Source organism: Rhodococcus kronopolitis, from assembly GCF_042654025.1.
In the GTDB taxonomy this organism is placed as follows: domain Bacteria; phylum Actinomycetota; class Actinomycetes; order Mycobacteriales; family Mycobacteriaceae; genus Rhodococcus_G; species Rhodococcus_G kronopolitis.
On the sequence record NZ_JBHSFO010000001.1, the window covers coordinates 281,961 to 305,580 of the forward strand.

A 23,620-nucleotide genomic window follows, 5' to 3' on the forward strand; every position below is an offset into this window, starting at 1 on the left:
AGTCTATCCGCCGCCCGGGACCCGGCCTCGGCCGAGCGCCGCGGCGGGAGGTAGCCTGGCGAAGCAGTTCATATCTCGGGATAGACAATCCAGATAGTGAGACACTCGTGAACGTCACCGCACCCGCGATCGGCCGCCGACGCTGGCTGATCCTGGCCGTGGGCGTGTTCGCCCAGGCCGCCCAGGCCGTGCTGGTCAACGGCACCGCGTTCCTGATCCCGACCCTGCACGAGACCCGCGGCCTGAGCCTGGCCCAGGCAGGCACGCTGGCCGCGGCGCCGGTGTTCGGCGTGCTGCTGACCCTCGTGCTCTGGGGTGCGCTGGCCGACCGGTACGGCGAGCGGATGGTCCTCGCCGGCGGCATGGCGCTCGCCGCACTCGCCGCGGGTGCCGCCGCGACCACCGACTCGCTGCCCGCGCTCGCCGCGCTGCTGATCGTCGGCGGGGCCGCCGCGGCCGCCGCGAACGCCGCCAGCGGCCGCGTCGTGGTCGGCTGGTTCCCGATGCGGCAACGCGGCCTGGCGATGGGCATCCGTCAGATGTCGCTGCCGCTCGGGGTGGCGGTGGGCGCCATGACCATTCCGACCCTGGCGCGCGAACACGGCGTCGGCGCCGCCCTCGGCTTCGCCGCCGTGGTGTGCGCGGCGGCGGCCCTGGCCTGCCTGCTGGGCATCGTCGACCCGCCGCGTCCGGACCGACGGCAGGCCGCGGAACAGGGCCTGCTCGACAACCCGTACCGCAGCGGCCGAATGCTCCAGCGCATCCACGCCGCCTCCGTCCTGCTGGTGGTGCCGCAGTACGTGGTGTGGACGTTCGCGCTGGTCTGGCTGGTCACCGACCGCGGGTGGTCCGAGTCCGCCGCCGGACTTGCCGTCACCGTCGCCCAGTTCGGCGGGGCGGCCGGCCGGGTGCTGGCCGGGGTCTGGTCCGACCGGGTCGGCAGCAGGCTGCGCCCGATGCGGACGGTCGCGGTCGCGGTGACCGCATCGATGGCGGCGCTGGCGCTGACCGCGCTCGGCGACTCCCCCGTCGCGATCGTGCTGCTGGTGGTGGCCTCGGTCGCCACCGTCTCCCCCAACGGGCTGGCCTTCACCGCGGTCGCCGAGATCGCAGGCCCGTACTGGGGCGGACGGGCCCTCGGCCTGCAGAACACCGGCCAGTTCCTCGCGGCCGCCGCCGTCGGCCCGGTGTTCGGCGGGTTGATCGGGGCCGCAGGCTTCCCGGCGGCGTTCGCGATCGCGGCACTGTTTCCGGCGGCCGCGGTGCCGCTGGTGCCCACCCGTGACACCATGCACCGGTGAGTGTTCTGGTCTGCTTCCATGCCCATCCCGACGACGAGGTGTTCGGCACCGGAGGGGTGATGCGACTGGCCGCCGACGCCGGGCACCGGGTGGTGCTGGTGGTGGCCACCGACGGCGCCGCCGGCCAGGTGCCCGACGGTCTGCTGCGGCCCGGCGAGTCGCTGGCCCGACGCCGCCGCGACGAGGTCGAGCGGTCGGCCGCCACGCTCGGCGCCGATCGGGTCGTGCACCTGGGGTACGGCGACTCGGGGATGGCGGGCGAGCCGACGCCTGCCGCGACCAACCCGTTCCGGCTCGCGGCCCTGGGCGAGGCCTCGAGCAGGCTGGCGGCGGTCCTCGAGGAGGAGCGCCCCGACGTGCTCACCGTCTACGACCCCAACGGCGGCTACGGCCACCCGGACCACATCATGGTCCACAACGTCGGCGTGCGGGCGGCGCAGCAGGTGGGCATGGACTCGGTGTACGAGTCCTCGATCAACCGCGACCACATGCGCGCCATCATGGAGATGGCCGCGCAGCACAATCCCGATCTCGCGGACATGGAGCTGCCGGACCTCGACAGCATCGGCCTGCCTGCCGACGCGTTCACCACGACCGTGGACGTGACCGCCGCGATGGCCGCCAAGCGGGCCGCGATGCTGATCCACGAGACCCAGATCGGCGACTTCGGCCCGATGCTGGGAATGGATCAGGCCCAGCTCGCCGCCGCGTTCGGAACCGAGTGGTTCCGAAGGCACGGGGCCGAGCCGGGCCTGACCGAGAGCGCGCTGCCGCTCTGAGGGCGGCGCCTAGAGGGCGGCGGCGATCCGGTCGCCGACCTCGGCGGTGACGATCTTGGCGTCGCCACGCGCGGCCAGGTCGGCCTCGACGGCGGCCTCGATGCGGGCGGCGTCCTCCGGGCGTCCGAGGTGGCGCAGCAGCATCGCCGCGGACAGGATGGCGGCGGTCGGGTCGGCGATGCCCTGGCCGGCGATGTCCGGCGCGGAGCCGTGCACGGGCTCGAACATCGACGGGTTGGTGCCTGAGGCGTCGATGTTGGCCGACGCCGCCAGGCCGATGCCACCGGTCACGGCACCCGCGAGGTCGGTGATGATGTCGCCGAACAGGTTGTCGGTGACGATGACGTCGAAGCGCGCCGGGTCGGTGACCATGTAGATGGTCGCGGCGTCGATGTGGCAGTACGCCGTCTCCACGTCCGGGTACTCCGCACCCACGGTCTCCATCGCGCGGGTCCAGATGCGGCCCGCGTTGGAGAGCACGTTGGTCTTGTGGATCAGGGTCAGGTGCCCCCGGCGGGTCTGCGCCAGCTCGTAGGCGGCGCGGACGACGCGCTCGGCGCCGAACCAGGTGTTGACCGAGACCTCGGTGGCGACCTCGTGCGGGGTGCCGATCCGGATCGAGCCGCCGTTGCCGGTGTACGGGCCCTCGGTGCCCTCGCGAACCACGACGAAGTCGATGTCCGGGTTCGCGGCCAGCGGCGACGACGATCCCGGGTAGGTGCGCGCCGGGCGCAGGTTCACGTGGTGGTCGAGCAGGAACCGCATGTTCAGCAGCAGGCCGCGCTCGAGGATGCCCGGGGCGACGAACCGCGGGTCGCCGATCGCGCCGAGCAGGATCGCGTCGTGCTGACGGATGGCGTCGAGCTCCGCGTCCGGCAGCAGGTCGCCGGTCTCGTTGTAGCGCTTGGCGCCGAGGTCGAACTCGGTGGTCTCCACGTCCGGGACCAGCTTCCGCAGCACCTTGAGCGCCTCGGCCGTGACCTCGACACCGATGCCGTCACCGGGAATGACTGCAAGCTTCATGAACTACTCACTTCCTTCGCGGCGACGCCGCAACAAAACGGGACTGTGCAGCGACGGCCGCGACCGTACGAGACGATCGCGGCCATCGCGGTTGGTGCTTGGGGTCCGATCAGGACAGGTCGACCTGCGCAACGCGGGCGTCGAGCTGCTCGACGATCTGCGCGACCTCGGCGTCGCCGACCACGCGGTCGACGCGCAGGATGACGGTCGCGCCCTCGCCCTCGACGTCCTGGCTCAGGGCCGCGGCCTGGATGTCGATGCCTGCGGTGCCGAGCACGGTGCCGAGCACACCGAGGACGCCCGGGCGGTCCGCGTAGTGCACGACGATGTTGTGGCCCTCGGCGCGCAGGTCGAAGCTGCGGCCGTTGACGTTGACGATCTTCTCGACCTGCTGCAGGCCGGTCAGTGCGCCCGCGACGGCGGTGACGGTGCCGTCGGCGGCGACCGCGCGCACCTCGACGGCACTGCGGTGGCTCTGCGCCTCGCTGTGCGTCTCGACCTCGACGCTCACGCCGCGCTGCTCGGCGAGCTGCGGGGCGTTGACGAACGTGACGGCCTCGTCGCTGCTGGCGGAGAACAGGCCGCGCAGGGCCGCGAGGCCGAGGATCTGGACGTTCTCGGCGGACAGCTCACCGCTGACGACGACCTGCACGTTCTGCACGGCCTCGGGCGAGAGGGTGCCTGCGAGCAGACCCAGCTTGCGGACCAGCTCGAGCCACGGCGCGACCTCTTCGCCGACCGGGCCACCGGAGACGTTGACGGCGTCCGGCACGAACTCGCCTGCCAGGGCCAGCAGGACGCTCTTGGCGACGTCGGTGCCCGCGCGGTCCTGGGCCTCCGAGGTGGAGGCGCCGAGGTGCGGGGTGACGACGACGTTGTCGAGGTCGAACAGCTTCGAGTCGGTGCACGGCTCGGTGTTGAACACGTCGAGACCGGCGGCGCGGACCTTGCCGTTGACGAGCGCGTCGTAGAGCGCGTCCTCGTCGATCAGACCGCCGCGGGCGGCGTTGACGATGATGACGCCGTCCTTGGCCTTGGCCAGACGCTCGGCGTTGAGCAGGCCGGCGGTCTCCTTGGTCTTGGGCAGGTGCACGGAGATGAAGTCGGCGCGCTCGACCAGCTGGTCGATGTCGACGAGCTCGATGCCCAGCTGCGCGGCGCGGGCGGCAGGCAGGTAGGGGTCGTACGCGATGATCTCGGTCTCGAACGCCGCGAGGCGCTGCGCGAACAGCTGGCCGATGCGGCCGAGGCCGACGACGCCGACGGTCTTGCCGAGGATCTCGGTGCCGTTGAAGCTCGAGCGCTTCCAGGTCTTCTCGCGCAGGGTGCGGTCGGCGGCCGGGATCTGGCGCGCGGTCGAGAGCAGCAGCGAGACGGCGTGCTCGGCGGCGGAGTGGATGTTGGAGGTCGGCGCGTTGACGACCATCACGCCGCGCTCGGTGGCGGCCGGGATGTCGACGTTGTCGAGCCCGACGCCTGCGCGGCCGACGATCTTGAGCTTCGGCGCCACGGCGAGCACCTCGGCGTCGACGGTGGTCGCGGAGCGGACCAGCAGGGCGTCCGCCTCCGGGACCGCGGCGAGCAGCGCCGGGCGGTCCGGGCCGTCGACCCAGCGAACCTCGACACCGTCTCCGAGCGCATCGACGGTCGATTGTGCAAGCTTGTCGGCGATCAGGACTACGGGCCGGCCATTCTGGCTCACGAGTGAACTCCCTGCGGTAGATGTCGGTCGGATCGACCACGGCCGGTCGCCGCACCGGGCGCCCACGTCAGCCGTGACCCGAACAGCCTAGTCTCCGTTCCCCGACAATCCACCTCGTGGGTCCTGATACCACATGGTGGGCACCCGGAACGCCAAAAACCCGGCGCCACTTCGGGACAGTCGGGACTGTCGTCGAGGCGGCGCCGGGTTCAGGTGCGTGCTGCGGCGCGACGGCCGGAGCGCTGCTACCGACTACTGACTAGGCAGTTTCGGTGATCGGGCGATCGACCCAGCTCATCAGGTCGCGCAGCTTCTTGCCGGTGACCTCGATCGGGTGCTCGGCGTTGGCCTTGCGCAGGCCCTCGAGCTCGGTGTTGCCGTTCTCGACGTTGGCGACCAGGCGACGGGTGAACTCGCCGGACTGGATGTCGGCCAGGATCGCCTTCATGCGGTCCTTGGTGCCGGCGTCGATGACGCGCGGGCCGGAGAGGTAGCCACCGAACTCCGCGGTGTCGGACACCGAGTAGTTCATCCGGGCGATGCCACCCTCGTACATGAGGTCCACGATGAGCTTGAGCTCGTGCAGCACCTCGAAGTACGCCATCTCGGGCGCGTAGCCGGCCTCGACCATGACCTCGAAGCCCGTCTTGACGAGCTCCTCGGTGCCGCCGCAGAGCACGGCCTGCTCGCCGAAGAGGTCCGTCTCGGTCTCTTCCTTGAACGTGGTCTTGATGACGCCCGCGCGGGTGCCGCCGATGCCCTTGGCGTAGGACAGCGCGAGCGCCTGGCCCTCACCCTTGGGGTCCTGGTCGATGGCGATCAGGGCGGGGACGCCCTTGCCGTCGACGAACTGGCGGCGGACCAGGTGGCCGGGGCCCTTGGGGGCGACCATGCCGACGGTGACGAACTCCGGTGCCTTGATCAGGTCGAAGTGGATGTTCAGGCCGTGACCGAAGAACAGCGCGTCGCCGTCCTTCAGGTTGGGCTCGATGTCGTTGGTGAAGATCGACGCCTGCGCCGTGTCGGGGGCGAGCACCATGATGACGTCGGCCCACTCGGACACCTCGGCCGGGGTACCGACGGTCAGGCCGGCCTCTTCCGCCTTGGCGCGGGACTTGGAGCCGTCCTTGAGGCCGATGCGCACATCGACGCCCGAATCGCGCAGGCTCAGCGAGTGCGCGTGGCCCTGGCTGCCGTAACCGATCACAGCGACCTTGCGGCCCTGGATGATCGACAGGTCGGCGTCATCGTCGTAGAACATCTCGACTGCCACTGGTATTACCTCTCCTCGGTGATCTTTGAAAAGCTCTGAAAAAATTTGGACGGTTCGGGTACTGAAGGTACTAGCGGGCCGCCGTGATCGACTTCGGCCCGCGTCCGACCGCGACAACGCCGGACTGCACGATCTCACGGATCCCGTACGGGTCCAGCATCCGCAGCAACGCGTCGAGCTTGGAGCGGGTGCCGGTCGCCTCGATGGTCAGCGACTCGGTCGAGACGTCGATCACCTTGGCGCGGAACAGGTTCACGGTCTCGAGAACCTGAGTACGGACGTTCGCATCGGCACGGACCTTGATCAGCACCAGCTCGCGGGCGACGGAGGCGTCGCCCTCCTGCTCGACGATCTTGAGCACGTTGACGAGCTTGTTGAGCTGCTTGGTGACCTGCTCGAGCGGGAACTCGTCGACGGTGACGACGATGGTCATCCGCGAGACCTCGGGGAGCTCGGTCGCCCCGACGGCGAGGGACTCGATGTTGAAGCCCCGCCGCGAGAACAGTGCGGCCACGCGGGCCAGCACTCCCGGCTTGTCCTCGACGAGAACGCTGAGGGTGTGGCTCGTGCTCACTTGGTGTCCTCGCTGTCCGTGGCGGCGGCCGACGCGCCGGCCTGCTGCTCGCGTTCCATGGCCTCGTTGATGACGGTCGGCTCGGCGGTCAACTCGTCGTCGTCGAAGAGCGGCCGGATGCCCCGGGCCGCCATGATCTCGTCGTTGCTGGTGCCCGCGGCGACCATCGGCCACACCTGGGCGTCGTCGCTGACGATGAAGTCGATGACCACCGGCTTGTCGTTGATCGACTGCGCCTCGCGGATCGCGGCCTCGACGTCCTCTTCACGCTCGACACGGATGCCGTGGCAGCCCAGGGCCTCCGCCAGCTTGACGAAGTCCGGGATGCGGACCGCACCGTGCGTGCCGAGGTTGGTGTTGGAGTAGCGCTCCTCGTAGAAGAGCGTCTGCCACTGCCGGACCATGCCGAGGTTGCCGTTGTTGACCAGGGCGACCTTGATCGGCACGCCCTCGATCGCGCAGGTGGCCAGCTCCTGGTTGGTCATCTGGAAGCAGCCGTCGCCGTCGATCGCCCACACCTCGGCGTCGGGCCGGCCCATCTTGGCGCCCATCGCGGCGGGCACGGCATAGCCCATGGTGCCCAGGCCGCCGGAGTTCAGCCAGGTGCGCGGCTTCTCGTAGTTCACGAACTGCGCGGCCCACATCTGGTGCTGACCGACGCCTGCGCAGTAGATCGCGTCCGGGCCGGCCAGCCGGCCGACCGCCTCGATCACGAACTCGGGCGAGAGCCTGCCGTCCGACGGGCGGTCGTAGGCCAGCGGGTAGGTCTGCCGCAGGTCGTCGAGGTACGCCCACCACTTCGTCAGGTCCATCGTGGTGCCGGTGGCCTTGTCGGCCCGGATCGCCTCGATGAGCTCGACGATGACCTCCTTGCAGTCACCGACGATCGGCACGTCCGCGTACCGGTTCTTGCCGATCTCGGCCGGGTCGATGTCGGCGTGGATCACCTTGGCGTCGGGCGCGAACGAGTCCAGCTTGCCGGTGACCCGGTCGTCGAAGCGGGCACCGAGGGTGATCAGCAGGTCGCTCTTCTGCAGCGCCGCGACCGCCGAGACCTTGCCGTGCATGCCGGGCATGCCGCAGTGCAGGGGGTGGCTGTCGGGGAAGACGCCGCGGGCCATCAGCGTGGTGACGACGGGGATCCCGGTCAGCTCCGCGAGCTCGAGCAGCTCCTCGGCCGCGTTCGCCTTGAGCACGCCGCCGCCGACGTAGAACACCGGCGACTTGGAGTCGGCGATCAGCCGGGCCGCCTCGCGGACCTGCTTGCCGTGCGGCTTGGACACCGGACGGTAGCCGGGCAGCCGCATCTCCGGCGGCCACGAGAAGGTGGTCTGCGCCTGCAGGATGTCCTTCGGGATGTCGACCAGGACCGCACCCGGGCGCCCGCTGGCCGCCAGGTAGAAGGCCTCCGCCATGATCCGCGGGATGTCGAGGGCGTCGGTGATCAGGAAGTTGTGCTTGGTGATCGGCATGGTGATGCCGGAGATGTCCGCTTCCTGGAAGCCGTCGGTGCCGATCAGGCTGCGCGCGACCTGGCCGGTGATCGCGACGACCGGGACGGAGTCCATCTGCGCGTCCGCGAGCGGGGTCACCAGGTTCGTCGCACCGGGCCCGGAGGTGGCCATGCAGACGCCGACCTTCCCGGTGGCCTGCGCGTAGCCGGTCGCGGCGTGGCCGCCGCCCTGCTCGTGCCGGACCAGGACGTGGCGGACCTTCTTCGAGTCGAAGAGCGGGTCGTAGACAGGCAGCACGGCACCACCGGGAATGCCGAACACCGTGTCGACCTCGAGCTCCTCGAGCGCTCGGACCACCGACTGCGCGCCGGTGACCCGCTCGGGGGCGACCTGGCGGCGGGCGACGGGGTGTGCTGCGGATGCCGCGGGGACGGGCTGACCCGTCGTCCCCGACTTGCGCGGCGAGGGCTGCGGCCGTGCTGTTGGTGCGCTCACTCGTAATCCTCTGGTCTTGACGTTTCCAGCTAGCTCCGGGCAATAAAAAACCCCCGTCAGCATTGAATGCTGTACGAGGGTGGCGCGTCGTGCTGACGAGTTGACGTATCGACTCAGGCGTTGACGCGCCGGCCGATTACTACGAGCAACTCATTCTGCTTCACGCGCTCGAAGGTAGGCGCATCAAGGATAAACAGTCAACCTGGTGAGTTTTCTGTCCCAGAATGTGAGAGCCCTGGCGGCGATGCGAGGATGTAGCTGTGTCATCCTCATCGCAGCCCGTGCCACCGCGTCCATCCTCCCACACCGACGAAACCGTGGAGCAGTCCATCCACATCTCGAGACTGGCGATCCTGCCGCTCCTGATGCTCGCGTTCGGCTTCACCTTCGTCATCTTCGCCAGCCCACTCTGGGTCTCCGTCCTGTGGCTGATCCCGATCGCCGTCGCGGTCTGGACGCTGCGGGTGCGCACCCTGGTCACCGCCGACGGCCTGCAGCTGCGTCGGATGTTCTCCAGCCGGAGCCTCGAGTGGAGCCAGCTCAAGGGCTTCCGCTTCCCCAAGCACGGCTGGGCCCGGGCCGAACTGACCGACGGCAGCGAGGTCTCGCTGCCCGTCGTCACCTTCGGCCGCCTGCCGCAGCTGGCCGCCGCCAGCGGCGGCCGGGTCACCGATCCGTACGCCGCGGCCGACCGCGCCGCCCGGGAGGCCGCGCAGGCCGAGCGCGACGCCCGGGACGCCGAGCAGGCCGAGCAGTCCGACCGCCCCGAGCCGGAGAACGGCCCGGCCTGACCCGCGAGTACGTTGGTCGCGGAGGCTCCACCGAAGACAGTGACGGCCCAAGACAGCGCCCAGATTGTGAAGGACATCCCATGCCCCCGTTGAGGTCACGCACCACCACCATCGGCCGCAATGCTGCCGGAGCCCGATCCCTGTGGCGCGCCACGGGAATGACGGACTCCGACTTCGGCAAGCCGATCGTCGCGATCGCGAACTCCTACACCCAGTTCGTCCCCGGCCACGTGCACCTCAAGGACGTCGGTGACATCGTCGCCGAGGCCGTGTGGGCCGCGGGCGGCGTGCCCCGCGAGTTCCACACCATCGCCGTCGACGACGGCATCGCGATGGGTCACGGCGGCATGCTGTACTCGCTGCCGAGCCGCGAGATCATCGCCGACTCGGTCGAGTACATGGCCAACGCGCACACCGCCGACGCGCTGGTGTGCATCTCCAACTGCGACAAGATCACCCCCGGAATGCTCAATGCCGCGATGCGACTGAACATCCCGACCGTGTTCGTCTCGGGCGGCCCGATGGAGGCAGGCAAGGCGGTGGTCGTCGGCGGCGTCGCGCAGGCCCCCACCGACCTGATCACCGCGATCTCCGCCTCCGCGAACGCGGCGGTCTCCGACGAGGGCCTCGACGAGGTCGAGCGGTCCGCCTGCCCCACCTGCGGCTCCTGCTCCGGCATGTTCACCGCCAACTCGATGAACTGCCTGACCGAGGCGCTCGGCCTGGCACTGCCCGGCAACGGTTCCACCCTGGCCACCCACGAGGCCCGGCGCGCCCTGTTCACCCGCGCAGGCACCGTCGTCGTCGAGGCCGCGCTGCGCTACTACCGCGACGAGGACGACTCGGTGCTGCCGCGCAGCATCGCCACCCCGGCGGCGTTCCGCAACGCGATGGCACTGGACGTCGCGATGGGCGGGTCCACCAACACCATCCTGCACACCCTGGCCGCCGCGCAGGAGGGCGAGGTCGACTTCGACCTCGACACCATCGACGCGATCAGCCGCAAGGTGCCGTGCCTGGCGAAGGTCTCCCCCAACTCCGACTACCACATGGAGGACGTGCACCGGGCCGGCGGAATCCCCGCGCTGCTCGGCGAGCTGCGTCGCGGCGGACTGCTCGAGACCGACGTCTCGACGGTGCACACCAAGAGCTTCGACGAGTGGCTCGACACCTGGGACGTCCGCTCCGGCAAGGCATCCGAGGAGGCGCTCGAGCTCTTCCACGCGGCGCCGGGCGGGGTGCGCACCACCGAGCCGTTCTCCACGGCCAACCGTTGGAGCTCGCTCGACACCGACGCCGCGGGCGGCTGCATCCGCGACCTCGAGCACGCGTACACCGTCGAGGGCGGCCTGGTGGTGCTGCGCGGCAACATCGCCGTCGACGGCGCGATCCTCAAGACCGCGGGCATCGACGAGGACCTGTTCTCCTTCCAGGGCCCGGCCGTGGTGGTCGAGTCGCAGGAGGAGGCCGTCTCGGTGATCCTGCAGAAGAAGATCAAGGCCGGCGACGTCATCGTGGTCCGCTACGAGGGCCCCAAGGGCGGGCCCGGCATGCAGGAGATGCTGCACCCGACCGCCTTCCTCAAGGGCTCCGGCCTCGGCAAGGAGTGCGCGCTGATCACCGACGGCCGCTTCTCCGGCGGCACCTCGGGCCTGTCGATCGGGCACATCTCCCCCGAGGCCGCGGCGGGCGGCGTCATCGGCCTGGTCGAGAACGGCGACCAGGTGCGCATCGACGTCGCCACCCGCACCCTCGAGATCCTCGTCGACGACGCGGTGCTCGCGGAGCGCCGGGCGAAGATGGAGGCCTCCGAGCGGCCGTGGCAGCCGGTGGACCGCCAGCGCACCGTCACCACCGCGCTGCGCGCCTACGCCGCGCTGGCCACCTCGGCGGACAAGGGCGCGGTCCGCTACGTGCCCTGATCACCCCGCCGCACCGACAGCCCCTCGGCCCCGTCACCCACCCGTCCCGTTCGGACGCGGTGGGTGGCGGGGCCGAGTCGTGCGCCCGGGGCGCGGGCCCGCCGCTCAGGCCGCGGCGAACTCCGCGATTCGCGTGCGCGCGAGCGTGACCGCGGCCGTGTCGCTGTCCACCCCGGCCGCGCGGGCGTAGTCGAGGATCTCGAGCACCACCTCTCCGATCCGGTCGACCCGGTCGACGAAGTCGCTCACCCCGTTCACCTCCGCCTCGCACGAGATCAGCCCGCCGGAGTTGGACACGAAGTCGGGCACGTACACCACGCCACGAGCGGCGAGCGCCGCGCTGACCTCCGGTTCGGACAACATGTTGTTCGCCGCGCCCACCACCGCGACCGCGGAGAGCCGGGCCGCGACGGCGTGGTCGACCACCTGCCCGGGTCCCGCCGGGCAGATCACGTCCACCTCCGCGTGCAGGATGCCGGAAAGCGGACTCGGCTGCGCGCCAAAGCTTTCCACCGCCAACTCCACCCGTCTCGGATCCGGGTCGGCGACCAGGACGCTGGCCCCGCGGGCGGTCAGTTGCTCGACGATACCCAGTCCCACGTTGCCCGCGCCCTGCACCGCCACCCGCAGCCCCTCGACGTCGCGGCCCAGGTGCGAGGCCACCGCCGCGATCGAGGCCACGACACCGCGGGCGGTGTACGGCGACGGGTCACGCCCCGCGCTCGAGACCCGCGGCACGTACCGGCCGATCACCTCGAGATCGGCACTGCCCGTGCCCATGTCGGCCCCGGGGATGTACCGGCCGCCGAACATGCCGATGTGCCGGCCGTGTGCCTCGAGCAGCTCCCGGGTCTTGTCGCCGAACGGGTCCGCGTTGACGACACTCTTGCCGCCACCGAGCGGGAGGCCGGCGAGGGCGGCCTTGAAGGTCATCGCGCGCGCCAGCCGCATGGCGTCGGCGGCCGCCAGTTCGTCGTTGGCGTACTTGCGGATCCGAACCCCGCCGAGCGCCGGACCCAGCGTGGTGTCGTGCACCGCGACGATGCTCGCGAATCCGCCCTCCGTCCGCCGGATCGACAGCTGCTCGAAGTCCTGATCGGCCAGCGAATTCACGACGCTCATGACGCTCTCCTGTGATGCTCCGCCCACGACAAGTCCACCCTCGTGGGGTTGGCTCGTTGTGGGGCAATGATTTACGGCACTTGTGGCACGTTCCGGCGGGACCCCGCCGGGAAGAAACTGTAAGCCACGTCACACGGTTGTCAACCCCGCCGTGCCCCACGCCGCACAAGCCCCGATCCGGCTGCGCACGGAGCGCAGCTCGGCCACGGGAAGACTCGCGGAGATGAGCACGCTGCTCAACTTGGCCGCCGGGTATTGCCGCCGCGGACCCCCGGATGATTCCCTTCACCTCGCCACTGAGACCTGGATCACAGTCCACTACGAGCGCCTTCGGTGACACCGCCCATATCCCGGCCCACGAGGCCGCAGGCTGCACAGCAAGGAGTCCACCCATGCCCGGAGCAGGCATCTGGCGCACGAAGTCAGTCGAACAGTCGATAGCGGACACGGACGAGCCCGGCACCCGCCTTCGGCGCGACCTCACCGCCTGGGACCTGACGGTCTTCGGCGTCGCCGTGGTCGTCGGGGCGGGGATCTTCACGCTGACCGCGCGCACCGCGGGCAACCTGGCCGGACCGTCGATCTCGCTGGCCTTCGTGCTGGCCGCCGCGGCGTGCGGGCTGGCCGCGCTGTGCTACGCCGAGTTCGCGTCCGCCGTGCCGGTGGCCGGCAGCGCCTACACCTTCTCCTACGCAACCTTCGGCGAGTTCGTCGCCTGGATCATCGGCTGGGACCTGATCCTCGAGTTCGCTCTGGCCTCGGCGGTGGTCGCGAAGGGCTGGTCCCTGTACCTCGGCAACGTCCTCGGCGCCGCCGGGTCCACGACCGCGCACCTCGGACCGATCGCCTTCGACTGGGGCGCCCTGGTGATCATCGGGGTGATCACGCTCGTCCTCGCCGTGGGCACCAAGGTGTCCTCACGGGTGTCGGCAGTCATCACCGCCGTCAAGATCGTCGTGGTCCTGCTCGTCATCGTGGTCGGCGCGTTCTACGTCAAGAAGGAGAACTACTCGCCGTACGTCCCGCCTGCCGAGGACACCGCCGACACCGCCAGCGGCGTGCACCAGACACTGTTCTCGTTCTTCACCGGCGCCGACGGCAGCACCTACGGCTGGTACGGCCTACTCGCGGCCGCCAGCATGGTGTTCTTCGCGTTCATCGGAATCGACGTCGTGGCCACCACCGCGGAGGAGACCAAGAACCCGCAGAAGGCCCTGCCACGAGGCATTCTCGGTTCCCTCGCCATCGTCACCGTGCTCTACGTCGGCGTCACCCTGGTACTGACCGGGATGGTCAAGTACACCGACCTGCGCACCGGCAGCCCGCTCGTCGGCGACAGCAGCGCGACCCTCGCCACCGCCTTCGAGGCGCACGGCATCACCTGGGCGCAGTGGGTGATCAACTTCGGCGGACTGGCCGGCCTGACCACGGTCGTGATGGTGATGATGCTCGGCCAGACCCGGGTGCTGTTCGCGATGTCGCGGGACGGCCTGATGCCCCGGGGCCTGGCGAGGACGGGCAAGAAGGGCACGCCGGTGCGGATCACCCTCGTCGTCGGCGGCGTCGTCGCCCTGCTGGCCGGTTTCTTCCCGATGGGCACCCTCGAGGAGATGGTGAACATCGGCACCCTGTTCGCCTTCGTCCTGGTCTGCGTCGGGGTGATGGTGCTGCGCCGCACCCGACCGGACCTCCCGCGCGGCTTCCGGGTCCCGCTGATGCCGGTGGTCCCGATCGTCGCGGTGCTGGCGTGCCTGTGGCTGATGCTCAACCTGTCGGTGGAGACCTGGATCCGGTTCGTCGTCTGGATGGCGCTCGGCGTCGCCGTCTACTTCGCCTACGGGTACCGCAAGTCGGTCCTCGGCCGACGCCTGGGCGCCCCGGTCGAGCCGGCACTGTAGTCCGAGCGGGAAAGCCTGCCCGTCTGACCCCGCTCCCCGGCCCCGGCCCCGGCCCCGGTCAGATCAGCGGGTTGGCACCGTCGAGGTAGACCCACACCGCCACCCCGACGCCGATGCCGAGGACCAGCGCCAGCGCGGAACCGGTGCGCGGGCGGGTGGCCCAGCGCCGGGTGCTGTCGAGCGAGATGCGGCCGGGGCCGCAGAGGATCACCGCGACCAGCGCGGCCGCCAGCAGCGTCTCGTACTCGACACCCGCGGGCGCGAAGAACTGCAGGCCGGGCTCGGCGACCTGACGCACGCACCAGGCGTTGATCAGCACCACCAGCACCGAGGCGGCGGCCAGCGGGGTCAGCAGCCCGACGATCAGGAAGGCGCCGCCGGCCACCTCCGCGACGGCGCCGAGGATGGCGAGCGGCCTGGCGTAGTCGAAGCCGGCGTCGACAAGGACGGTCTCGAAGCCGTCCAGGCCGGGCCCGCCCCACCAGCCGAACAACTTCTGCAGGCCGTGCCCGAGCGCGAGCGCACCGACGGCCACCCGCAGCACCAGCAGTCCCAGGTCGAGGGTCCCGCGCGGCGCACTGACCACGGCAGGCGTCGCGGTGTCCGCCGTCGTGACCAGACGCGCGGGCGACGGGGCGACGACCTGGGGCTGCACCTCGATCGGATCCCCGAGTTCGAAGTTGCCCACCCCGTCGAACGAATCCGTGTCGAACTCGCCCGTGTTGGCGAAAGAGGCTGCGCCGTCGTAGGAATCCGCGCCGTCGAAGGAGTCCAGGGTCGGCAGCACCTCGGTGACGCGGGTCGGCGAGGAGAAATCGCGGGCCGGCAGCGCGGGGCCACCGTAGGTGGGGATCTGTTCCGTGGGAAGCAGACCCAGATCGTCGTCCGTCGTCGGGATCCACTCCGTCGGATGGTCGAACGGACTGGAGACGTCGCGGGGATCAGGTGTCACGGTGACAGGGTAGAACGCGCGGACTCGGCTGCGGCGCCGCTGAGGGTCGGCGCGCCGAACCGGCCCGGGATTGACGTACCTTCGGGGCATGGGAGTCTCACTGCGCCGGACGGCGACGCTGGCGCTGGTCGGACTGGCCGTCGCCGGCTGCGCCCGGTTCGACGACACCGCGTCCAGCCCGTTCACCCCGGTGCCGACCTTCGCGCCCGGCGACAACGGCGCCCCCGCCCGGCCGGGACCACCCGCCCCCAGCCCCGCCCCGAGCACCTCCCCCGAGCCCCTCGCGCCGTGCCAGGACGCCGATCCCGCCGTGCTGGCGACCTGCCTCGACACCACCGGTTCGCTGACCATGCTGCCCGGCGGGGAGTCCGCGCTGGTCACCGAACGCCGCACCGGCCGGATCCTGCGCGTCGCCCCCGGCCAGCCCCCGGTCCAGGTGGCGCAGGTCGACGTCGACGGCTCCACCGACGGCGGCCTGCTCGACGTGGCCCTGTCCCCCACCTACGGCGAGGACAACCTGCTCTACGCCTACGTCACCACGGCCTCCGACAACCGAGTGGTGCGGATCGCACCCGGCGACACACCCAAGGACGTGCTGACCGGCATCCCCCGCGGCCAGTCGGGCAACTCCGGCGCCCTCGAGTTCTCGTCCCCGGGCGAGTTGCTGGTGCTCACCGGTGACGCCGGAAACCCCGCGGCGGCAACCGATCCCGGATCGCTCGCAGGCAAGCTGCTCCGGGTCACCGCACTCACCCCGAACCCGGCAGGCGGACAGCCGTTCCCGACGGTGGCGCTCGCCGGCATCGGCACCGCCGGCGACGTCTGCACCAGCCCGCACGGCGACACCGTGTGGGTCACCGACCGGACCACCCTCGAGGACCGGCTGCAGCGGGTCCCCACCGCCGGGGCCGCCGCCGGCGTACCGGTGTGGACCTGGCCGGACCGTCCCGCGGTCGCGGGCTGCACGGCCGCCGGGTCCGCAGTCGCGGTGTCGCTGAGCGGGGGCAAGGCGCTCGCGGTGCTGACCCTCGACGCCGACACCGGCGCGGTGACCGCGGCCCCGGCAATGCTCTCCCAGGACCGGTACGGCCGACTGCGCGGCGCCGCCCAAGGCGCCAACAACCAGATCTGGGTGTCCACCGAGAACAAGACCGACGGCCCGTCCGGACCCACCGACGACCGGGTCGTCCGGATCGACGTCCCGGCGGGCGGCGGCGGCTTCGACTAGCGCGGGTCGAGTGTGACTTCCGGGTGCACCGCCCGAGGGCGCGTGCCGAGAACTGCACGCTCGGCTAGACCACCCGCTCGACCGGCGGGGTCGTCGACATCGGTTTCGGGGCGAGCAGGGACGCCGTCAACGGCAGCACCAGCACGGTGATCGCGCCCGCCGCGACCAGGATCGAGGCGTTGGACTCGGTCATCTGACCGGCGTTGACGGCGACCTCTGTCACCGCGACGATCAGCGGCAGCCCGGTCGCTGCGTACAACGCCACCTGACCCCGCTCGCGCACGGTCGGCGGCGGGTCCTTCTGGTCCGGTCCCCGGTCGAAGCGTTCGGCGAAGAACACCGGCAGCCCGCGCACCAGCAGGATCAGCACCAGGAACGCGAGCAGGATGCCCGGCGCCGCCGCCACGGCCTTGACGTCGATCGCCATGCCCGAGGTGACGAAGAAGATCGGGATGAGCAGGCCGAAGGCCAGTCCGTCCAGCTTCGCCTCCAGCTTCTCGTCCCCCGCAGGCCGCGCGCGGCGCAGGATGAAGCCTGCGGCGAAGGCGCCGAGGATGATGTCGAGGTCGAAGATGGTCGCGACCGCGATCAGGGTGACCAGCAGCAGCATCGTCAGCCGCACGGTCGTCTGCGCCGTGGTCTCGGAGCCGAGCCGGATGATCGAGGCCAGTTTCGAGCCCTCGCGGCGCAGGCCCGCCGGGATGAACGCGACTGCGACCGCAGCCGCCGCGAACGCCGCCAGCACGACCAGCGATGCGCCCGCGCCCCGTGAGCTCAGCAGGATCGCCATCGCGACCACCGGGCCGAGCTCGCCGAAGGCGCCGTGGTTGAGCACGGTTCGGCCCAGGCGGGTGCCGAGCATGCCGCTGTCCTTGAGGATCGGCAGCAGGGTGCCGAGTGCGGTGGAGGTCAGGGCGATGGCCACCGCGATCTCGGCGTCGATCGCACCGGTCAGGCCGAGCAGCCCGACCACCACGAAGGCCAGCACCAGGCAGGACAGCCAGGTGACGAGCGCCCGCCGCCCGCCACGACCGGTCAGCTCGCTGGTGTTGATCTCGTAGCCGGCGAGCAGGAACAGCATGCCGAGACCGAGCTCGCGGAGCAGGTCGATCTCGCTGCCCACGACGGCGAGGTCGAGGACGTGGGGACCGACGACGACGCCCGCGATCAGCAGCAGCACCACCTCGGGCACCAGCTTGCGCGGTACCAGCCCCGCCAGCAGCGGCGCGAGGACCGCGCACAGGGTTATCCAGAACAGTGAGGCGCTGACCGAGGGCATCCGCTGATTCTGCGGTGCGGATCGCCCGTTGCGCGCGAAGGCCCGCGCCGTGTCGGCGCGGGCCTTCGGTCAGATCCCCTGCGGGCTGGGCCTAGGAGCAGGCCGCGATCACCATGTCCTTGACCTGAGCCGGGTCGGCCTGGCCGCGGGTGGCCTTCATCACGTCGCCGACGATCTTGCCTGCCGCGGCGACCTTGCCTGCGCGGATCTTCTCGGCGATGTCCGGGTTCGCGGCGAGCGCGGCGTCGACCGCGGCCTGCAGCGCCGAGTCGTCACGCATCACGGCGAGCTCGCGCGTGGCGACGACCTCGTCCGGCTCACCCTCGCCGGCGAGCACGCCGTCGACGGCCTGCCGGGCCTGCTTGTTCGCCAGGGTGCCGTCGGCGACCAGCGCGATGACCCGGGCCAACTGGGCCGGGGTGATCGGCAGCTCGGCCAGCTCGACGCCTCGGGTGTTCGCCTGCTGCGAGAGGTAGGCGACCCACCAGGACCGGGCCGCGTCCGCGGGGGCGCCTGCCTCGGTGGTGGCGATGACCAGTTCCAGCGCGCCGGAGTTCACCAGGTCGCGCATCTCCTCGTCCGACAGACCCCAGTCCGCCTGGATGCGGGCCCGACGGATCCACGGCAGCTCGGGCAGCGTGCCGCGCAGCTCCTCGACCCACTCCGCGCTCGGGGCGACCGGCTCGAGGTCGGGCTCCGGGAAGTAGCGGTAGTCCTCGGCGGTCTCCTTGCGACGGCCGGCGGAGGTGGTGCCGTCGGCCTCCTGGAAGTGCCGGGTCTCCTGGATGACCTCGCCGCCCGCGCTGAGCACCGCGCCCTGGCGACGCATCTCGTAGTGCACCGCCACCTCGACGGACTTGAGCGAGTTCACGTTCTTGGTCTCGGTGCGGGTGCCGAGCTCGGTGGCGCCGATCGGCATCAGCGAGATGTTGGCGTCGCAGCGCATCGAGCCCTGGTCCATCCGGACGTCGGAGACGTCGAGCGCCTTGAGCAGGTCACGCAGCGCGGTCACGTAGGCGCGGGCCACCTCGGGTGCGCGGGCCCCGGCGCCGGAGATGGTCTTGGTGACGATCTCGACCAGCGGCACGCCGGCGCGGTTGTAGTCGAGCAGCGAGTGGCTGGCGCCGTGGATCCGGCCGGTGGCGCCGCCGACGTGCAGCGACTTCCCGGTGTCCTCCTCCATGTGCGCGCGCTCGATCTCGACCCGCCAGGTGGTGCCGTCGTCGAGGACGACGTCGAGGTAGCCCTCGGTGGCGATCGGCTCGTCGTACTGCGAGATCTGGTAGTTCTTCGGCTGGTCCGGGTAGAAGTAGTTCTTCCGCGCGAAGCGGCCCCACGGGGTGATCGAGCAGTTCAGCGCCAGGCCGATCCGGATCGCGGACTCGACCGCGGCCTCGTTGACGACCGGCATCGAGCCGGGCAGGCCCAGGCACACCGGGCACACCTGGGTGTTCGGCTCGGCACCGAAGGTGGTCGGGCAGCCGCAGAACATCTTGGTCGCGGTGTGCAGTTCGACGTGCACCTCCATGCCCATGACCGGCTCGAATCGAGCGAGCACCTCGTCGTAGTCGAGAAGTTCTGTCGTGGTCGCCAACTGGCCGGCAGCAGTCATGGCGACAAGTTTATGCGTCGCGTCTCGGCAGCAGGAGGTCGGCCAGGTTGTCGATCTGATCGTGCGCGTCCGGCCACCGGTCCGGGGACGTTCCGGCCGGCGGTCGACGGGTCCGCCCCAGGCGCAGCACCACCATGCCGTGGGTCGCGCTCCACAGCTGCATCCCGAGCATCATCGTCTCCGGCGCGGTCGCAGGCAGGCCGAGGTAGCCGCCCACCTCGGCGGTGAACAGCCGCAACGACCGCCGCGCATTCTCGTCCGCCAGCCGCTCCCCGTCGGCCCCGGCGAGGTTGGCGTCGAACAGCACCCGGTAGTGACCGCCGTGGTCGAGCGCGTAGGTGACGTAGGCGTGGCCCATCGCCCGCAACCGGGCGGCGGGGTCGGTGTCGGCGGCCTCCGCGGCGCAGGCCAGCGCCCCGGCGAACTCCTCGAAGTGCAGCTGCTTGACGGCCCGGCGCAGCTCGTCGCGGTCCGCGAAGTGCAGATAGATCGAGGTCGGTGTGACGCCCACCCGCCGCGCGACACCGCGCAGCGAGACCGCGTCGACGTCGCCGGTCTCGCCGAGCATCTCCGCGGCCGCGGCCAGGATGTCGGTTCGCAACGAATCGCCGGCCCCGCGGCGCGAGGGGGTACGCCGGGTCTTCCTCGTCGAGGTCACACCGCCACCATATCCATCGCCGCCTCCGGCCCGGGTTGCGGCTGGACAGCCTTTAGGGCTACGGTTGTCGCTTTACACCCGTTTCCCAAATTGCGTGCCGATGGCCCCAGCGGCCGCACCGGCGATGTGCGCGGATCGGCCCTCAGCCGAAGATGATGCGCATCTCCTGGTAGCGATGCTCGGGGACGGTCTTGTGGTCGACCAGTGCCTCGTCGAACCCGACCTGGACGATCTCGGTGCCGTGCAGCGCCACCATGTGCCCCCACCGTTCCTCGGCCACCAGGTCGGTCGAGGCCATCCCGAGCCGGGTGGCCAGCACCCGGTCGAAGGCAGTCGGCACGCCGCCGCGCTGGATGTGACCGAGCACCGTCGCCCGCGTCTCGATGCCGGTGCGCTCCTGGATCATCGGGGCGAGCAGCTCGGCGATCCCCCCGAGCCGCGGCCGGTCGAACCCGTCGAGCCCCTTGGTCGAGTGGGCGCGGGCCATGCCGGGCAGGGTGAAGCCCTCCGCGACCACGACCATCGGGGACCGGCCGCGGTCCCGGACGCTGGTCACCCACTCGCAGATCTGCTCGATGGACTCGGGATGCTCGGGGATCAGGATGGCGTGCGCGCCGCCGGCCGTTCCCGAGTGCAGCGCGATCCACCCGGCGTTGCGGCCCATCACCTCGAGGACCATGCAGCGCTTGTGCGAGTTCCCGGTGGTGCGCAGCCGGTCGATCGCCTCGGTGGCGATCTCGACGGCGGTGTCGAAGCCGAAGGTGTAGTCGGTCTGGTCGAGGTCGTTGTCGATGGTCTTCGGCACCCCGACGATGCGGATGCCCTCCTCGAACAGGAGCTGGGACGCGGCCGCGGTGCCCTCGCCGCCGATCGCGATCACCGCGTCGACACCGAGTCGGTCGAGGGTCCGGGCGATGTTCGCCGCTCCCCCGTCCGGCCCCTGGAACGGACCGAACCGGCTGGTCCCGAGGATGGTGCCGCCCTCGTGCGAGAGACCGCGGACCCGCGGACGGTCCAGCGGGATCGCGTCGCCCTCGACCAGCCCGCGCCAGCCGTCGAGGAACCCGACGAACTCCTGCCCGTGCACGGTGGCGCCCTTGAGGACGGCCCCGCGGATCACCGCGTTGAGGCCCGGGCAGTCGCCGCCGCTGGTGAGAATGCCGATCGTCGTCATCTTCGGTCCCCGTTCCCCGGGTGCGCGTGGATGTCCCTCCACCGCCATACTGCCCGCGCCGCGGCGCTCGGGCATCCCGGGACGCGTCGTCAACCGGGCGTGACCAGTCCGCTCTCGTACGCCAGCACCACCGCCTGGGCCCGATCCCGCAGGTGCAGCTTGCCGAGCACCTTGCCGACGTGGGTCTTGACGGTCTGCTCGGCCACGAACAGCGACTCGGCGATCTCGCCGTTGGACAGCCCGCGCGCGATCAGCTCGAGGACCTCGCGCTCGCGCGGGGTCAGCGCGGCCAGCTTCGCCGGCTCGGGGCGCGGGGCGGCGCGCCTGCTGGTGACGTCGGCGATCAGCCGCCGGGTGACGGTCGGCGCGAGCAGCGCCTCGCCCGCGGCCACCACCCGGACCGCCCGCACCAGCTCCTCGGCGGGCGCGTCCTTGAGCATGAAGCCGCTCGCCCCCGCCCGCAGCGCCTGGTAGACGTAGTCGTCGATGTCGAAGGTGGTGAGCATCAGCACCCGGACCGGCGGGTCGAGCCGCGCCGACAGGATCCGCTCCGCGGCCTCGAGCCCGTTCATCTCCGGCATCCGCACGTCCATCAGCACCACGTCGGGCCGCAGCCGCAGCACCTCCTCGACGGCGACCTTCCCGTCCGGTGCGTCACCGACGACGGTGAGGTCGGGTTGCGCGGCGAGCAGGGCGCCGAAACCCTGCCGCACCATCGCCTGGTCGTCCGCAATGAACACCGTGATTGCCACCCGGCCAGCCTATGTCGGCAGGACGGGTCCGCCCGACGGAGCCACCACGGGGGCGGTCGGGATCCTCGCCCGGACCGCGAACCCGCCGTCCGCGTCGACTCCCGCGCTGACGATGCCGCCGACGGAGAGGGCCCGCTCCCGCATCCCGGCGATTCCGTGCCCCCCGGTCGAATGCGCCGAGGCACCATCGGAACTCGCGGCCCGGTCGTTGCGCACGTCGAGCACGGCCAGGTCGCCGTCGCACCCCAGGGTGACGCGGACCTCGGCGCCAGGCGCGTGCCGGGCCGCGTTCGACAGCGACTCCTGCAGGATCCGGTAGAGCGCCAGGGAGACGGAGTCCGGCATCCTCGCGGGCAGGCCGCCGTCGTCGACGGTGACGACGATGCCCGCCCGCCTGCTGCCCTCGACCAGCTCGCCGATGCGGTGGACGCCGGGCACCGGCGCGTGCTCGGCGAGTTGGCCGTCGCTGCGCAGCACCCCGAGCATGCCGCGGATCTCGTTGAGCGCCTCGCGCGCGGTGGCGCCGATCGACTCGAACTCCGCGCGCGCCTCCGGCGAGACCCCCTCGATCCGGTACGGCGCGCTCTGCGCCTGCACCACCACCAGCGACATGTGGTGCGCGACCACGTCGTGCAGGTCCCTGGCGATCCGGGCCTTCTCCTCCAGGACGGCCCGGCGGGCCCGTTCGACCTCGTTGGCCTCCTCCTGCCGCGCCAGTTCGCGCCGCGAGAGCACCAGCCAGCGGATCAGCAGCCCGAACACCACCAACCCGGTGAGCCCGACCGCCCAGCCCCGGCCGTCCTGGCCGGGGGCGTGCGCCAGGAACAACAGCACCGTGGACACCCACGCCACGGCCACCACCGGCACCGGCGACCGCATGCTCACCGCCACCAGCAGGGCCGTCAGCACCATCACGTGCACCACCTGCCACGGGAAGCCGTAGTCCGGGACCGGTTCGAACACGATCGGGATCACCAGCGCGGAACCCGCCGAGATTGCCCACCCGAGAGCCGGATTCGCCCGGATCAGCAGGAACGGCAGCGCGGCCAGACCACCGATCACCGGCTGCACGCCCGCCGGCACGTGATGGGTCACCTGCAGCGTCGGCCAGGCGATCGCGAACAGCACGAGGCCGACTGCCGCGACGAGTGCGTCCAGCCACTGGCTCGGGTCGAGCCCGCCCAGCCGAGCCCGGCCCGCCAGCTGCCGCGACGCCTCGGCGTCGCCGCCCTTCCTGTCCTTTTTCTTGCCCACGCCCAGAACCCTAGGAAGCCCGGCCCCGGAAGTCCTCACCCCACGGAGTGAGATCGGCCTGGCTCCGCGGTACGAGACGGGGCCGCCGATCGTCCCGGGGCGGGAGCCTGAGAACCGCGCCACGGGGTGATGTGGCAGCGTACGGCCGATTTCTAGCGTTCTCGGCATGCGGAAAACCACCTGGACAGTGCTGGCGGCGGCGGCCGTCTCGACCCTGATCTCCGGCGTCCCCCTCACCGCCAACGCGGACTCCACCCGCGAGGACTCTGCGGCCGCGCGGGCCGTGCTCGCGGTGACGACGCAGGCACCCGACGCGGCCGTGGCCGCGATCCCGGCCGGCTTCGCGGCGGCGGCAGGCTACCGACCGGTGGCGGTCG

General features: G+C 71.1%; 19 protein-coding genes. 6 read left to right on the forward strand and 13 right to left on the reverse strand.

All coding sequences use genetic code 11. The features are described from left to right. Positions 1–107: 107 nt before the first annotated feature. Both ACFO6S_RS01245 and ACFO6S_RS01250 read left to right on the forward strand, forming a co-directional pair. Positions 108–1,301: an MFS transporter gene (locus ACFO6S_RS01245; RefSeq protein WP_378413368.1), complete on the forward strand. Its 1,194-nt coding sequence runs from the start codon at positions 108–110 to the stop codon at positions 1,299–1,301. Then, positions 1,298–2,080, forward strand: coding sequence for a PIG-L deacetylase family protein (locus ACFO6S_RS01250; RefSeq protein WP_378413370.1), 783 nt, complete (start codon positions 1,298–1,300; stop codon positions 2,078–2,080). Before ACFO6S_RS01245 ends, ACFO6S_RS01250 begins: the two co-directional genes overlap by 4 nt. Positions 2,081–2,089: 9 nt before the next feature. Here the strand turns inward: ACFO6S_RS01250 and ACFO6S_RS01255 are convergent, their stop codons facing one another. The 5 genes from ACFO6S_RS01255 to ACFO6S_RS01275 form a co-directional block, all read right to left on the reverse strand. Next, positions 2,090–3,103, reverse strand: coding sequence for a 3-isopropylmalate dehydrogenase (locus ACFO6S_RS01255; protein ID WP_378413372.1), 1,014 nt, complete (start codon positions 3,101–3,103; stop codon positions 2,090–2,092). Between the two features lie 109 nt (positions 3,104–3,212). Further along, positions 3,213–4,805, reverse strand: a complete 1,593-nt coding sequence (serA, locus tag ACFO6S_RS01260) for a phosphoglycerate dehydrogenase (protein ID WP_378413374.1) — start codon at positions 4,803–4,805, stop codon at positions 3,213–3,215. A gap of 259 nt (positions 4,806–5,064) precedes the next feature. Next, positions 5,065–6,066 (reverse strand): ketol-acid reductoisomerase, encoded by a 1,002-nt coding sequence (gene ilvC / locus ACFO6S_RS01265; RefSeq protein WP_378414045.1) that lies wholly within the window; start codon positions 6,064–6,066, stop codon positions 5,065–5,067. Between the two features lie 82 nt (positions 6,067–6,148). Next, on the reverse strand, positions 6,149–6,652 hold the full coding sequence (ilvN, locus tag ACFO6S_RS01270) for an acetolactate synthase small subunit (RefSeq protein WP_378413375.1): 504 nt from the start codon (positions 6,650–6,652) through the stop codon (positions 6,149–6,151). Further along, complete coding sequence (locus tag ACFO6S_RS01275; RefSeq protein ID WP_378413377.1) at positions 6,649–8,601, reverse strand: acetolactate synthase large subunit; 1,953 nt, start codon at positions 8,599–8,601, stop codon at positions 6,649–6,651. The genes ilvN and ACFO6S_RS01275 overlap by 4 nt, the downstream gene beginning before the upstream one ends. 317 nt (positions 8,602–8,918) lie before the next feature. Here ACFO6S_RS01275 and ACFO6S_RS01280 point away from each other — a divergent pair, with 317 nt between their 5' ends. Both ACFO6S_RS01280 and ilvD read left to right on the forward strand, forming a co-directional pair. Next, a complete protein-coding gene (locus ACFO6S_RS01280) occupies positions 8,919–9,392 on the forward strand; it encodes a PH domain-containing protein (protein ID WP_378413379.1) in 474 nt (157 codons plus the stop codon). Between the two features lie 80 nt (positions 9,393–9,472). Further along, on the forward strand, positions 9,473–11,314 hold the full coding sequence (gene ilvD, locus ACFO6S_RS01285) for a dihydroxy-acid dehydratase (RefSeq protein WP_378413380.1): 1,842 nt from the start codon (positions 9,473–9,475) through the stop codon (positions 11,312–11,314). A 105-nt stretch (positions 11,315–11,419) separates the two neighbouring features. On the opposite strand, the gene ACFO6S_RS01290 is transcribed toward ilvD, so the two are convergent. Then, on the reverse strand, positions 11,420–12,436 hold the full coding sequence (locus tag ACFO6S_RS01290; RefSeq protein WP_378413382.1) for a Glu/Leu/Phe/Val family dehydrogenase: 1,017 nt from the start codon (positions 12,434–12,436) through the stop codon (positions 11,420–11,422). A 392-nt stretch (positions 12,437–12,828) separates the two neighbouring features. Between ACFO6S_RS01290 and ACFO6S_RS01295 the strand changes: the two genes are divergently transcribed. Next, positions 12,829–14,334, forward strand: coding sequence for an amino acid permease (locus ACFO6S_RS01295; RefSeq protein ID WP_378413383.1), 1,506 nt, complete (start codon positions 12,829–12,831; stop codon positions 14,332–14,334). Positions 14,335–14,392: 58 nt separating this feature from the next. Here the strand turns inward: ACFO6S_RS01295 and ACFO6S_RS01300 are convergent, their stop codons facing one another. Further along, a complete protein-coding gene (locus tag ACFO6S_RS01300; protein WP_378413385.1) occupies positions 14,393–15,286 on the reverse strand; it encodes a DoxX family protein in 894 nt (297 codons plus the stop codon). Positions 15,287–15,374: 88 nt separating this feature from the next. On the opposite strand from ACFO6S_RS01300, the gene ACFO6S_RS01305 reads away from it, so the two are divergent. Next, positions 15,375–16,514, forward strand: coding sequence for a PQQ-dependent sugar dehydrogenase (locus tag ACFO6S_RS01305; protein WP_378413386.1), 1,140 nt, complete (start codon positions 15,375–15,377; stop codon positions 16,512–16,514). A gap of 64 nt (positions 16,515–16,578) precedes the next feature. Here the strand turns inward: ACFO6S_RS01305 and ACFO6S_RS01310 are convergent, their stop codons facing one another. From ACFO6S_RS01310 to ACFO6S_RS01335, 6 genes are all read right to left on the reverse strand, one after another. Next, a complete protein-coding gene (locus tag ACFO6S_RS01310) occupies positions 16,579–17,793 on the reverse strand; it encodes a cation:proton antiporter (protein WP_378413387.1) in 1,215 nt (404 codons plus the stop codon). 91 nt (positions 17,794–17,884) lie between these two features. Next, positions 17,885–19,405: an Asp-tRNA(Asn)/Glu-tRNA(Gln) amidotransferase subunit GatB gene (gene gatB, locus ACFO6S_RS01315; protein ID WP_378413389.1), complete on the reverse strand. Its 1,521-nt coding sequence runs from the start codon at positions 19,403–19,405 to the stop codon at positions 17,885–17,887. A gap of 10 nt (positions 19,406–19,415) precedes the next feature. Beyond that, the gene (locus tag ACFO6S_RS01320) at positions 19,416–20,063 is read right to left on the reverse strand and encodes a TetR/AcrR family transcriptional regulator (RefSeq protein WP_378413391.1); all 648 of its coding nucleotides are present in this window, start codon (positions 20,061–20,063) and stop codon (positions 19,416–19,418) included. A gap of 142 nt (positions 20,064–20,205) precedes the next feature. Next, positions 20,206–21,237, reverse strand: a complete 1,032-nt coding sequence (locus ACFO6S_RS01325; RefSeq protein WP_378413393.1) for a 6-phosphofructokinase — start codon at positions 21,235–21,237, stop codon at positions 20,206–20,208. 89 nt (positions 21,238–21,326) lie between these two features. Beyond that, the gene (locus ACFO6S_RS01330) at positions 21,327–21,989 is read right to left on the reverse strand and encodes a response regulator (protein WP_378413395.1); all 663 of its coding nucleotides are present in this window, start codon (positions 21,987–21,989) and stop codon (positions 21,327–21,329) included. 9 nt (positions 21,990–21,998) lie between these two features. Then, positions 21,999–23,192: a sensor histidine kinase gene (locus ACFO6S_RS01335; RefSeq protein WP_378414047.1), complete on the reverse strand. Its 1,194-nt coding sequence runs from the start codon at positions 23,190–23,192 to the stop codon at positions 21,999–22,001. Positions 23,193–23,620 lie beyond the last annotated feature (428 nt).